The organism is Olsenella profusa F0195 (genome assembly GCF_000468755.1).
Lineage (GTDB): Bacteria > Actinomycetota > Coriobacteriia > Coriobacteriales > Atopobiaceae > Olsenella_F > Olsenella_F profusa.
Window position 1 is genome coordinate 1 of record NZ_AWEZ01000019.1, and the last position, 13,381, is coordinate 13,381.

A 13,381-nucleotide genomic window follows, 5' to 3' on the forward strand; every position below is an offset into this window, starting at 1 on the left:
TGTTAGTAACAATCTAGATTTCACCAGTCAATACAATCTTCACGACCAGATGCCGCAACGCACCCGCACCATCTGTCACAACGCACCCTCGCCATTCCTGGCGCGCCCTCACCGCGTCCGTCAGGCCCCACCCCCCTCCGTGACGCCCTCCCGGGACCCGCAGGACTGCTCGTGGGGCCCCTCCGGCCCGATGGTCCTCTCGGCGACGCCCCCGTGCACGAGGCGCCCCCCGCCCGGCTCGGCCTCGAGCACGCACCGCTCGAGCTCGATCCCCGGCCCGTGCCCGCGACTGACGCCCTGCGCCGTGCCGTGTGCCGTCGTGCCCGCAGGGGTCGGCGTCGCCCCCAGCACCACCGCCGACCTCGGGTCCGTTGGCCCCAGAAGCGCGGACGGCCCGCCCGCGGCCATCGTCGCCCTCCTTGCCGCCGGGCCTCCCCGGCCCATCGGCCGGCAGATCCCTCGTGCGGTACGACCTGCCGGTTATCCTGGCCATCGTGCAGTGGTGGCAGAGCCTGTCGGCGATGGCCGACGCCCTCACCGGGTCGCCGAAGACGTCCGCCCAGCCGGCGATCCCCACGTTGGTGGTGAGGATCGCCGAGCGCCGCCCGTGGCGCGCCGACACCAGCTGGAGGAGCAGCTCGGCGCCCGAGGCGTCTATGCCCAGGTAGCCCACCTCGTCTATCACGAGCAGCGACGCGTGGGCGTAGCACCTGGTCCTCTTGGCGAGCGTGCCGAGCCTGTCGGCCCTGGCGAGGTCGCCCATGGGCCCGGCGCAGCCGGCGAGGCGGACCTCCTTGCGGGCGCGCACGGCCTCCACGCCGAGCGCCACCGCTATGTGGGTCTTCCCGACACCCGGGCTGCCCACGAGCAGCACGTTCCCCGCCCGCCCGGGGAACCGCAGCGTCGCCAGCTCCTCGACCTTCGCCCTGGGCACGCTCGGCTGGAACCCGAAGTCGAAGTCCGCGAGCGCCCTCGCGTAGGGGAACCCCGCCGACCTGACGCGCCTCGCGAAGTCGTCGCGGCGCTCGGCCGCGACCTCCGCCTCGGTCATCTCGAGCAGCGCGCCGGTGAAGTCCCTGCTCCCGTCAGCGACCGCGTCCATGTAGGTGGGCAGCATGGCCGACATCTCGCCCAGCCCGGGCGTCGCCAGGCTGCTCCCCGGCCTCTCGTAGGGGCTGGCCTCCCCCGCCGCGACCATCAGCGATCGCCCCCGACCGTGCCCAGGCGGTCGAGCAGCGCCAGGTTGGCACGCGCGGCCTCCTCGATGTCCTGGTCCTCGTAGCGCCCCTTGCCGGCGATCGCCTCGACGTAGTGGCCCTCCTGGTAGCTGGAGGGCCTGTCGGCGACGGTGGTGTCGTGCGTGGCGACCACTCTGCCGGCCACGCCGGCCACGAGCTGGCCGCCCGGCATCAGCAGCAGCTTCGCGCGCCTGCCGATGCAGCGCCTCGGCACCGACCACTCGCGGCCGGCGGCGCGCACGAGCATCGTGCCCGGCACGGTCCGGTGGCTCACGTCGCCCACCATCCCCTCCAGGTGGCGGAGGTTGCCGACGGGGCGCAGCGCCTCCTTCTCGTCGCGCACGAGCAGCACCATCGGCGGCAGCCCGGTGGTGCCGTTGGGCTCGGCGTCGCGGCGGCGCTCTATGCGGTCGATGGTGCCTATCAGGTCCTCCTCGCCGTCGAAGTCGCCCTCGTAGGCCATGAGCCTGGCGAGGAATCGGTTGGCCGACTCGTCCTTGCCCTTGGTCTCGGGCGACCGGGGGCGGCACAGCCGTATCTCGAAGCCGGCCTCCCGGGCGAAGCGCCAGGCGCGCCCGGCGCCGTCCCGTGGCGCGGGTGCGGCTCGGGCCCCTCGTCGGGCAGGCCGCAGGCCATGCCCCTCCTGTTCATGTAGTGGATGAGGTCGTCGTGTCCCGGCAGGTCCTTGTCCGCGTGGCGGTCGAGCAGGTACTCGTGTATGCCCTTCTTGGTCACCCCGGGCAGCTTGGCCTTCTCCTCGATCACCTCCCTCACCTGGTCGAACCCGCTCGGCCTGTCGCTCCTGTGGTCCTCGACCCGGCCACCGCCTCTCCAGCACTTCGCGACGGTGTGCCTGTCCATCCCGTACTTCCTGGCGAGTGCCGCGAAGTTGGGCTTGGTGCCCGCCTGGCGGCACATGCCCGGCTCCCCCATGATGTTCCGCTCCAACCCGCGCCCTCCCCTCCTGGCCGTCGCCTCTGGCCGTCAGGTCGAGCGTATCCCGTACGTCGCCTCCGTTGTGCCGGATGGTGAAAGCACGCTGTGCCCGCCGGCGCGTCTGCGTTGTGGCGGTCGGAGCGATACGTTGTGCTATCTGGTGATTTCTAAGTTACAGGTAACAGCGGGTCGCCGTGCTCGGCGGCGAGCTCGTCCGCGTAGCCGAGCGCCCTTACCGTCCGCTAGCGCGTGCGGCGCCCCTCGCGGTAGCTCTCGTAGACGCACAGCTTGGTGCGCCCGTTCTTCTGCGTGATCCACTTGAGGAACGTCTCGTGGCCCCCTCGTTGCTCGGCTACCACATGTTGTATTACATACCACGCAATGCCACTCTAAAAACATTCTTCAAGCTTGACAAACGAAACGCCCCGTCGGGGCAGGTCAGCGCACGAATAGATCTCTGTCGGTCAGCTACTCAGCTGCCAAAATCTGGAGGTGGCGTGCCCTCATGAGGTCCTCGCGACAGTCCTCCCTCGCCCGCGACAGGTCGCGCGCAGCCTCCTCGGCAGGCGCGGGGATATGGACCTCGACGATGTTCCCGACCGCGAGTATGCGGGCGAGGAAGCAAGCGTCGCGCCTGTCCGTCTTCACGCGGTCTCCGGAGGGCCTGATCATCTTCGAGACCGCCCCGACTACGCACTCGATTCCCGCCGATTCGATCTTGCGCTGCAGGTCAAAGCCGGTGGGACCGGACTCGTAGACGCATCTCACCGGCTCGGGGAAGCCCTCGTCGGCGATCCACGCCGCGATGCCGCCCGCGTCGTATCCGAAGCCCCTCTGAACGATCTCGCCGGTTTCCGGGATGAATGCGCAGGCCGCGATGCTGCGGGCGTGCACGTCCAATCCGATGCTGGTACGATGATTCATGGCTGGAACCTCCTGTGAATTGTGGCGTGGACGAGTCCTTGCAGACCGAATCCTAACCCACGTTGCCCGGAAGAGGGCCCTGCATCACAGAGTGAGGTTCCAGTCGCTCTGCATATCGTCTAGTGAAATTAGCGAGAATTGAGATGAAATGATTAAAAACGTTAGCGACCCCTCTATCGCAAGCATACTCTCCACCGATGTGCTGAAGGTCTACAACATACCGCGCTACCAGCGCGAGTACACATGGGGCCAGCGTGACTGGGCAAACCTCTACGACGACCTCTTCGACAACGACCCCGGCTACTTCCTCGGCTCAATCATCGTCATCCAGGGCGAAATCGACCCGAAGAACAATATCGTGGACTTAGAGGTCATCGACGGCCAGCAGAGACTAACCACCATCAGCCTGCTGCTTACCGCGCTGTATGCTCGAATCAACGAGCACCCCGATGCCATCGACGAAGACATGCGGTTCGACAACGTGCGTCCACTGCGAAACAGGCTCGTGCTCAAGTCGAACAAGGGAATGACGCGCGTCGTGCCGCAGGTGCAGAACCACAACCAGGACGACTACCGCTGGATACTCAAGGAGTACGCTGGGCTCGCCGTCGTGATGCAGAGACCGAAGTACCACGGCGTGCGTAAGATCTCCAAGGCCTTCGAGTACTTCTACGACAGGCTCGGCGGAGAAATTGCCGATATGAGCAACGACAATGCCGTGCGCACCCTGCTTGAGAAGAGCAGGCTGCTTTGCTCCGCAGTGCTCGTTCAAATCAACGTTGACAGCCATGCCGACGCGTATACACTGTTCGCATCGCTGAACAACCGAGGCGTGCCCCTCTCCGCCGTCGACCTGATCAAGAACACCTTGCTTGCCAAGGTGGCAGACGCAGACGGGAACGAGCTCGACTACTACTTCGAGCAGTGGCAGGAGGTGCTTCGCAACCTCGGTGACGATTACGCCACGCAGGAGCGCTTCTTCCGACAGAACTACGACGCATTCAGGCGCGACGTTAACAGGCCGTTCGTGCAGGAGGGAGGCGCGCAGCTGCCGCTCGGCTCGGTAGCCACGCGCTCGAACCTGCTCAAGATCTACGAGAAAAGAATCGGCCAGGAGCAGGGCGCGCTCGGGGTGCTCGACGAGCTCATCGGCAACTCAGCCATCTATTCGCAGATCATCGGCGTGGACCGCGAGGGGATGGACGGCGAGCTCGAGCGCCAGCTCGTGGAGATCGCCCGTGCGCAGGGCGTCCCCTCGTACCTGATGCTCCTCTACCTCATGAAGCGGAAGTTGGATCTTGGCCTGAATGATAATCTCATCGCCAGAATCGTGGCGCTGCTCGTCAGGTTTTTCGTACGACGCAACGTCACCGACACGCCGCCCACCCGCGACTTGGAGCGCCTGTTCATCAGTATCTGCGAGGGCATAGAGGACGAATGCCTGAAGGACGTGGGGGTCGCCTGCTACATCAAGCGGAAGCTTGTCGACGTTTCGGCGAGCGACGCGGCCTTCAAGGAGCGCCTCGAGGGGCCAATCTACGATGTGAACCCGGACATGACACGCTACATCCTCACCGTGCTCGCAGAGCCCAGCGTAACTAAAGAGATGAAGGGTCTCTGGGAGCGCTATCCATCGGGCAACTACGTGTGGACCATCGAGCACGTGTTCCCGCAGGGTGAGAACATACCCGCTAGCTGGGTGAACATGATCGGCGACGGCGACAAGGCGAAAGCGCAGGAGATCCAGGCCACGCATGTCCACACCCTCGGCAACCTGACCATCACCGGATACAACTCGAAGCTGAGCAACATGCCTTTCATCGAGAAGCGCGACCGCAAGGACTCGAACGGCGCGAACGTCGGCTACCGCAACGGGCTGAACCTCAACGACGATCTGGTGAGTGTGGACTGCTGGACGAAGGAGCAGATTGAGGCAAGGACCGAGAAGCTTGTGAAGCTCGCATTGCAGGCGTTCACGTTCGACGACATTGAGTTTTAGCTGGGCATAGGAGACGATTAGTGGGCATATTCGATAAGTTCAACAACCAGGATCTTGGAGACGAAGAGGCTTTCGAGGAGTTGTGCTGCCAACTGTTTGAGACGTGGGGCACACACGCGAGGGACTTCGATAACACCTGGACTTATCGTGATATACGTGGTGATGGCGGGGACGGTGGCATCGAGGCGTACTGGAACAATACTAACAACAATGAATATGTCGGCATTCAGGCGAAATGGTTCAGAAAGTCGATGACGACATCCCAGTACAAACAAATCAGGAATTCGATTGACACGGCAATGGAACTGCGTCCAAACATGACGAAGTACATCGTCTGCATACCGCATAATCTAACCTCGTGCAGGAATAGCAAGAATAAGAGGGTCTCCCTCGGCGAGGAAGACACCTGGAAATCGTTCGAAGAGTCGGTGGCACAGGCTTATCCGGGTCTAGAACTCGTTTTATGGGATGAGCATTTCATCGGGGCTCTCTTGCAACAACCTGAAAATGAAGGGCGCTGGCGATTCTGGTTCGAGAGAACTGCAATCAATCCCGAAGGAGTGCGCATCGCACTTCAACGCACCCTAGAGAGTTTAAAAGACCGCTATGTACCCAAAATTGCAGATGGTGGCGACATGGCTGTTTTTCTCGACAGCTTCTTCGGCACAATCGAGAGCAGAGCCGCCCTCGTCAAAGAGATAGACGTCTGCCTCAATGTATGTCGCGATCTTGCATATGCAGCCAACTCATTTGCAAGCATCGAAAAAGAACTGACTGAAGAGCTGAGAGAATCTGCAACAAGGTGCCGTGATGTCATCACTGCGTATGCCGACTCGCTGAGCATATGGAGACACATGCTGATGGCAGAACCGCAGGGGCTAGTCGAAATCGACAACGTTGACGTTGACTATGGGGCAGTTGAGCGATTCGAGGACGACGTCCAGGGCTTGAAGGAGAAGTACAAGCTTGTTGGGCACGTAAATGAGCTCATTAGGTTGATAGACAGATTCAGAGAGCTGCCGAGCGAGTATGAAATCTGGGGGAAGATGCGTGATGCGTATAGCTACCCGCACTGCCTCGTTGTCGGCGAACAGGGGACCGGCAAGACCTGTGGCTTTGCTCGTAAAGCAGCTGGATTCTTGGAAGATGACCTGCACCTGCCCATCTTCATTCGGGCTGCAGAAATCAACGAACACGACGGATGGAAGGAAATCATAAGCAATGCCCTCGGTCTCTCTGACTGGGATGAGGCCGAGCTGTGGCAGGCACTGAGCTCATCAGCCGCAGTGCACGACATGCGCAAGGATGGCATCACTGTACGAGCCAAGATTGCTGTATTTGTCGATGGGCTAGACGAACGGCAGCCGGCGTCGCGCTGGACCGCCTTAGTCAGGCAGGGCGATGCCATCGCCGACGAGTATCCGAGGATAAGGTTTGCCTACTCGTCGCGACCCTACGGTATCGAGAGCAAGCGCACCGACGACATATGGGAATGTACGTATCACATCGATGCTAAAGGCAATGTGCCAGCTTATGAGCTGTTCGATCGCTACATCAAGTACTACTCAATTGACCTTGCCGGCGACACGCGCTACAAGTGGATGTTTCGAACACCCATGGAACTTCGCATGTTCTGCACTGCATACAGTAGAAGGCGGATCGACAAGAACGTGTCAACCTGCCTCACCGCCCTTGTCAACGCTGAAGTCGACAGGCTCGAGGACGAATACGCTGATCGTGTAGGCAAAACGCCGACGATGCATCAGACGCCGGTCAGATCCACGCTTATTGCGCTTGTGAAAGCGCTCTTAATAGATGCCAACCCAAAAGACTGTGCGGCTATTGGCAGCGTAATTGAGAGCGCAGGTATCCAGTGTGAGCACGTTGGTGACATGATTGATTTCCTAGAAGGATACGGGATTCTCATCGCCATTCGGAAGGCAGGGGCCACAAGCGTTTCCCCGGATGTCGTAATGTACCAGCCAGGATCGCGCCATCTGTGGGATTACTTTATGGCTGTCGTGCTCATGGAGACGAGAGGCGACGTAGCTGCCAATACCCTTTTGGATCACCGTGACGCAAGAGGAATGTACGCGATTCTCCTAGTCGAAAAGCGTGGAGTCTTGCCGCTTAAGAGCGAAGACCTAATCAACGCACTTGGCATGGATGGTGCACGACAACTTACCATCGCAGCACTCGCAGACGTGGAATTGGGTGCTGCCGGAAGGTTCAGACAGTGGGCGCTTGATGAGATGGCGGCAGACAGAGAATCGCTATCGGATATTGTGAACGGGATTGTTGTCCAGGTTGCTAACATACGGAACCACCCACTTGGGCCAACTCTCCTAGATGAGTACATGAGGGCATTCCAGACTCCTGTCGAGCGTGACAAGGTTTGGTCAATACCAAGAAAGATGTACGACGACTGCCGCCTGTCCATGTATTTTGAGCGTGATGCCGTAAAGCATATGCCCTGTTTGCACGATGGTGACGCTTGGAACCAAATGCCGCTGCTATTAACTTGGTGTCTAGCAACGGTCAGCAACCTTAGACGACGCCACTGCAGAAATGAACTCGTCCGTTGGGCGATGCGTAATCCTAGCGAGTTCTCCGAGCTCTTCAGCCACTTCATCGACTGCAACGATCCGCAGATTCGCGAGAACCTGTTCGCCATCGCCGCGGAGGTTGCGTGTCAAGGAAACGTCGATAGGGAAATCAAGAGACGCCTTGCAAGAATCGCTATCGACTCTGTTTTCAGCTCTCCCGACAAGCCGGGCAACAGAGACGCGGCCATACGGCACTATGGAAGGATGATCATAGAGAAGTGTCGCGCCGACGGTGTCATAGACTCGAGCACTGCAGAAGTTTGCCGACCCCCATACGGCATTGATACCGAAGCGGGCGCGCTTCCCATCTATGCGGCTGCCGCAAAAGCAGACAGGATGGGGGGATTTGAGACCATTCATTACGACCTTGCCCGCTACGTGCTCGTCGACAAACTGGAGACGGCGTTTGGCATCCCGCATTATCACACAAAGGGTGACCGGAATACGGAAGATGTGCGGCGCCTCCTAGAGCGATCCGCAGCGAAAACAGGCATCGAGACACCGACCTTTGAGAGCTGGGCAATTGCCGCAGCTTACCAATACCTCATTGATCACGGTTACGAACCAGATATTTTCGTTGGCCCGATGAGCAAAAATGGATACCGCCTTGGCGGTATCGACCGCAAGATATCGGGTTCTTTTGGCAATGCCGATCATGGCTCACAGAGCACTGTGATGACCGTCGCAGAAAAGTACGTTTGGTGCGCAAGGAACGAGATATGCGGCTTCATGGCCGACAGAGTGCCCGTATTCGAAAGTACATGTCGAAATGGCATTGTCCAAGATTCCTGCGAGATCGCATCTGACTACAGCAGCTTGCTGAGCTACCAGAGTCCACTGTTCGAGGCAACTGTAAACCGTCTTACCACCGAGAGAGAGGACATCGTGCCGTCCTTCCCTACCGCATTTTCATGTGATGACGGTGAATCGATTTGCACTGAGCAAGAGCTAAACGATTGGATTGGCTCTGGGGACGTAGATGCTCCCATTTCCCTCTTGGACAGTGAACCTAACATCAGCACCTCAATCGAAGACATCGCGATACCTATTGCCCTGTACGCTAGTGACTGGAGTATATGCGGAAAACAGGCCTGTTGCTGGGCATATTGCGGGGCCATGGACTCCACTGAACTAGCAAAACTTCAAGAGGACGGGACGGTGGCAATAGATGGTTACGACCACGCCTCTACGTTTGCCACTAGCATTAACGTGAGGGCCACCTATATTTCGCCAGTCGAATACATGTCAGCACCTTGGATCAATGAGTACGACGAGGAAGGCGGACGTGACAAGATTGCCGATGTCCATGTCTCGGCCTCTCCGCTCTCGGGAAGAGGGGTTGAAAGTCTGACTGACATTGGGGACTACTGGTACCGCTTTCCCTCGAGACTCGCAATGGACTTGTGTGGCGTGAAGCACACTGACGGGTTGCGCTACTTCAATTCAGATGGTGCGGTCATCTTCGAGGACGTGGACTATGGCGAGCCGTATAGGAAGCAATATCAGGCATTGCTCGCTAACAAGAGCCTACTCTTCGATGGCCTGCGCGCCCGAAACCTGCACCCTGTTTGGTATGCAACTCTCCAGAGAGATAGCAACAAACTCGCCGATGAACGACTCTCGGAGACCGAAGCGCGATGCGAACTGTCCTGGCTTATCTGGATTGATGGAGATGGGAACTATCGCTCATGCCGCATGTCAGATGAGCACCCCGTGCCAGAGCACACGTATGAACCCACTGAGTTTCTCAAGGAGTTGCTAGACAAATACTCTACTCATGCTGATGAGCATGAAGAAGCGATTGAATAGAGCCGCGACAACAGTATTGCTCTGAACTTGTGACAGCCCACTAACCTCATCGCAGGCTGGTGGGCTGCCTTCATGTTGGCTGCCCCAGTTAACGAAAGGCAGGCAAGCATGGACGGTGAGACCAATGGCGGTCAGGAAGCCGCGCAGGGTGCGCAGGAGACGCCGCAGCAGCAGGGCTAGGGGCAGCAGGAGGCGCAGCGGCAGGGCCAGCAGGAAGTGACCATCGGCGGTGCCCTCGACTACGAGAGGCAGATTGCCGATCGTGTCGGGAAAGTTGGTGTAAGCGCAAGTAGCAAGTCGACGTGAGAAAACGGCCGCCGTCCTAGAATCCGAGATTGCGAAGTAACGGGTTCGAGGAAGGGACGACGACCGCAATGCAGAGACTACCGGAGACGCCGATCGCGGCGCAGGTGGCACCGGGGCCGCTACCCAGGTTCCAGGACGGCTCGATCAACATGCAGGAGCTGGTGCGCCAGCTCGCCGAGTCCATCGCCAACGAGATCATGAGCACCGAGGCCGACGAGGTGTGCGCAGGCGGCGCGAACAGCAGGAACGGCTACAGGGAAAGGCGGCTCGCGACCTGCGTCGGCACGCCCGCGCTCAGGGTCCCCAAGCCCGGGAGCGGCAGCTTCTTCCCGGACGACGTGATCGAGCGCTACCAGAGGGTCGACCGCGCCCTCGTGGCAGCCGTGGCCGAGACGTGCGCCACGGGCACGAGCACGCGCAAGGTGCAGCGGGTCACCGAGCGGCTTGGCGTGGCGAGGCTCTCCAAGGACCAGGCGGGCTCGATCGCGAGGAGCCTGGACGCCGACGTGGACGAGTGTTAACGCCACAATAGTTTTGTCCGGCCAGACCACAATGGGAAGCCGTCCGCGCCATCACGAATCGGCCACCCATGCCACCGTGTTTTGTCCAGCTGCGCCACTGTAATACGCTCCCCTCCGTCGCACGCATCGACGGGAGGGAGAGGCGATCGGGGAGGAACATCATGGGGGAGCTGAGCATGTACAGGCAGGCCGGCACCAAGCCGAACTCCGGCGAGGTCGAGAGGAGATACGGCACGGGCAGGCACACCGTTGCCAGGTACTGGAGGGAGGACAAGGACGTCGAGGACCTGAGGCGCAGCAAGCCAAGCGCCTTCGACCAGGTCAAGAAGGTCATCGAGGAGAAGTCGACCATGCCGGGCATCACGAAGGGGGCGGTGTACGAGTACCTGCTCGACAGGCGTCCCGACCTCAGCCTACCCAAATACGGCGCCTTCACCCAGTACTGCAGGCGCCGCGGCATCGCCTTCTCCGGAGCCTGCGGGACGGGGCCCCACCCCAGGTTCGAGACCCCGCCCGGACGCCAGATGCAGTTCGACTGGAAGGAGGACCTGACCATGACCGACGCCAGCGGGGAGGTCTTCGAGTCCGACGCCTTCTCCGCGACGCTGGGCTTCTCGCGCCTGCACAAGCTCGCCTACGCGCCGACGCGGACCGAGGACGTCCTGCTGGGCTGCCTGCTCGGCACCTTCAAGTTCTACGGGGGCGTGCCCGAGGAGGCGGCCGCCGACAACATGTCGGCCCTGGTGACGTTCTCCGGCGGCAGGCGCGTGCGCTCCGAGCGGGCCTGGCGCTTCGCCAGGGAGGCGGGATTCGAGCTCCAGCTCTGCAGGCCGGGGTCCCCCCAGACCAAAGGCAAGGACGAGAGCGCCAACCGCTTCATGGGCAGGCTGCGGGCCTATGACCGCGACTTCGAGGGCCTGGAGGGCCTGCTCGCCGCGATCGCCCGGATAGAGGCGAGGTCGAACCAGGAGGCGTGCGAGGCCACGGGGCTACCGCCCGTGGCGCCGTCCGTGCGGGAGAAGGAGCGCCTGCGGCCGATCGGCAACATGCGCCTGCTCGAGGAGATGGTCGGCGAGGTGAGCGTGCAGGAGGTGCCGCCCACGATGCTCGTGAGGGCGGCGGGCAGGCAGTGGTCGGTGCCCCGCTCGTGCATCGGGAAGAAGGTGACGGCGGCGACCATGCCGGGCGGGCAGATACGCGTCACCGCCGCCGGGGAGCTCGTCGCGGCCCACGACGCCTCGCGGGGCACCGGCAGGATAAATTATGCCGAGGAGCACTACGCGCAGGCCATAGCGGGCAAGGCCCGGTTCGCCGACGCCAACATACGCCAGGCGGCCAGGGAGAACCTGGAGCTGCTCGACCAGATGGGAGGCGGCCATGAGTGACGCGATCGGCGAGGCGAGCCCGTACCCGCGGGCCCAGGGCAACCTGGCCACGCTGCGCCTGCACGAGATGGCGTCGGGGCTGCCGGAATACGTGCGGATGGTATCGGAGGGCAGCGTGGACTTCGTCGGGGCCCTCGCGCAGATGACGCGGACCGAGGCGGGGGCCCGCGAGGCGCGGATGACACGGCAGCGCATGTGCCCGTCGGGCTTCCCCCACGCGAGGACTCTCGCCGACTCCGGCTGGGCGTCCCGGCCGAGCGTCCCCAGGGCCAAGGTCGAGGAGCTGGCGTGCCTGCGGCTCGTGGAGCGGGCGGAGAACGTGCTGCTGGTCGGGAGCCCCGGCGTGGGGAAGACCCATCTGGCGATCGCGATCGGCGTGGAGGCGGCCGGGGCTGGCCGGGAGGTGCGCCTCGCCGACTGCGCCAGGCTGGTGGACGACCCGAAGGACGCCCGGTCCCGGGGCATACCGAGGAAGCGCCTCAGGTACTACGCGCACCCCGAGCTGCTGATCATCGACGAGCTGGGGTACCTGGGCATAGACGAGGGCGGCGCCGACCTGCTGTTCCAGCTCGTGAGCACCCGCTACGAGCAGCGCCCCGCCGTCGCCACGACCAACGTCGGGATCGGCGGCTGGGCGGGGGTGTTCGGCGACGAGGTCGCCGCGAGCGCCATCGCCGACAGGCCCTGCCACCACTGCCACATGATCAGGATCACGGGCAGGTCATATAGGCTCAAGGACCTGTCCGCAGAGAAGAGAAGGGAGGGGTAGTCCGAAATCGGGCAGGACGCGGTGGCGCGTCTGGCGCAGCCATGGTGGCGTACCTGGTGAAATTGTTTTGGTGTGACTGGTGGAAAATGCATTGACATTAACAAACGCCTCCGCGTCGTGCATCTGCGGCACCGGCACGAACAGGTTCCTGCGGTGGTAGCCCACCTTCGCCTCGACGTTGCCCTTCTCGTTGCCCGAGTAGGGGTTGGCGGAGGCGTGGTCGAGGCAGTAGTGGGCGAAGAACCTCCTGAACATCTCGCTCAGCCTTACCTCCCCGCACACCCTCCGCCCGACCTCGGTGGCGTTGTCGAAGACGGCCCGCGCGGGCACGCCGCCCACGAACTCGAAGACGTTCCTGAGGCCCTGGCACACGCACTCCGACGTCTCGCCCCAGAACACCTGGGCGGGCCCGACGTCGGGGTGCGGGAAGCTGACCGTGAGGTACCTCCCCCTCGTCACGACGCCCCTCACCCGGAAGTCCGCCTCCCCGAAGTCGACCTGGCACTCGCCAGGAAGCCAGCTGAGCTGCAGGTATCCCTGCGCGTCCCTGGCGTCCCTCTCCTCCGCCATCTCCTCGCGCCGGCGCTTCACATAGCGCTGCACGGTGGAGTAGCTCCCGCCGTAGCCCTCCTCGTCGCGCAGGCGGACGAAGACTCGGGTGGCCGTGTGCCGCTGCTTCCTCCAGTTGCGGCAGTCGTCGAGAAGCCAGGCGTCGATCGTCGCCTCGTAGGGCTCCAGCAGCTCGCTCTCCGCGGCACGCCTCCCCGGGCGCGAGGGGGAGAGGTCCTCCATCCTCAGGTACTTCCTCACCGTGGGCTCGGACACCCCGGTGTTCCTCGAGATGCTCGCGACTGACTCGCCACGGCTCCTCCTCCTGCGTATATCCTC

Annotated in this window: 10 protein-coding genes; 5 read left to right on the plus strand and 5 right to left on the minus strand. The window is 62.1% G+C overall.

Translation table 11 applies throughout. The annotated features are described in order from the left end of the window. Positions 1 to 13: 13 nt before the first annotated feature. The 4 genes from istB (HMPREF1316_RS02645) to HMPREF1316_RS02655 all read right to left on the minus strand — a co-directional run bounded on the left by istB (HMPREF1316_RS02645) (position 14) and on the right by HMPREF1316_RS02655 (position 3,098). Positions 14 to 1,198: an IS21-like element helper ATPase IstB gene (gene istB, locus HMPREF1316_RS02645; RefSeq protein WP_021725379.1), complete on the minus strand. Its 1,185-nt coding sequence runs from the start codon at positions 1,196 to 1,198 to the stop codon at positions 14 to 16. Then, positions 1,198 to 1,701 carry a hypothetical protein gene (locus tag HMPREF1316_RS14600; protein WP_021725374.1) on the minus strand — a complete coding sequence of 168 codons (504 nt, stop codon included), beginning with the start codon at positions 1,699 to 1,701 and terminating at the stop codon, positions 1,198 to 1,200. The genes istB (HMPREF1316_RS02645) and HMPREF1316_RS14600 overlap by 1 nt, the downstream gene beginning before the upstream one ends. Next, positions 1,662 to 2,186, minus strand: a complete 525-nt coding sequence (locus HMPREF1316_RS14605) for a hypothetical protein (RefSeq protein ID WP_021725378.1) — start codon at positions 2,184 to 2,186, stop codon at positions 1,662 to 1,664. Before HMPREF1316_RS14605 ends, HMPREF1316_RS14600 begins: the two co-directional genes overlap by 40 nt. Positions 2,187 to 2,642: 456 nt before the next feature. Then, positions 2,643 to 3,098: an IS110 family transposase gene (locus HMPREF1316_RS02655; protein ID WP_021725372.1), complete on the minus strand. Its 456-nt coding sequence runs from the start codon at positions 3,096 to 3,098 to the stop codon at positions 2,643 to 2,645. Positions 3,099 to 3,246: 148 nt separating this feature from the next. Here HMPREF1316_RS02655 and HMPREF1316_RS02660 point away from each other — a divergent pair, with 148 nt between their 5' ends. The 5 genes from HMPREF1316_RS02660 (at position 3,247) to istB (HMPREF1316_RS02680) (ending at position 12,493) form a co-directional block, all read left to right on the plus strand. Further along, complete coding sequence (locus tag HMPREF1316_RS02660; RefSeq protein ID WP_021725380.1) at positions 3,247 to 5,097, plus strand: DUF262 domain-containing protein; 1,851 nt, start codon at positions 3,247 to 3,249, stop codon at positions 5,095 to 5,097. A 20-nt stretch (positions 5,098 to 5,117) separates the two neighbouring features. Beyond that, positions 5,118 to 9,512 carry an NACHT domain-containing protein gene (locus HMPREF1316_RS02665; protein WP_021725373.1) on the plus strand — a complete coding sequence of 1,465 codons (4,395 nt, stop codon included), beginning with the start codon at positions 5,118 to 5,120 and terminating at the stop codon, positions 9,510 to 9,512. A gap of 374 nt (positions 9,513 to 9,886) precedes the next feature. Continuing rightward, positions 9,887 to 10,339 carry an IS256 family transposase gene (locus HMPREF1316_RS02670; protein ID WP_051332893.1) on the plus strand — a complete coding sequence of 151 codons (453 nt, stop codon included), beginning with the start codon at positions 9,887 to 9,889 and terminating at the stop codon, positions 10,337 to 10,339. 161 nt (positions 10,340 to 10,500) lie between these two features. Beyond that, positions 10,501 to 11,724 (plus strand): Mu transposase domain-containing protein, encoded by a 1,224-nt coding sequence (locus tag HMPREF1316_RS02675; RefSeq protein ID WP_021725371.1) that lies wholly within the window; start codon positions 10,501 to 10,503, stop codon positions 11,722 to 11,724. Further along, positions 11,717 to 12,493 (plus strand): IS21-like element helper ATPase IstB, encoded by a 777-nt coding sequence (gene istB / locus HMPREF1316_RS02680; RefSeq protein WP_021725376.1) that lies wholly within the window; start codon positions 11,717 to 11,719, stop codon positions 12,491 to 12,493. Before HMPREF1316_RS02675 ends, istB (HMPREF1316_RS02680) begins: the two co-directional genes overlap by 8 nt. Here istB (HMPREF1316_RS02680) and istA read toward each other — a convergent pair. Further along, positions 12,446 to 13,381 (minus strand): IS21 family transposase (istA, locus tag HMPREF1316_RS02685; protein WP_021725375.1); only part of this gene is annotated, 936 nt, incomplete at its 5' end. The genes istB (HMPREF1316_RS02680) and istA overlap by 48 nt on opposite strands.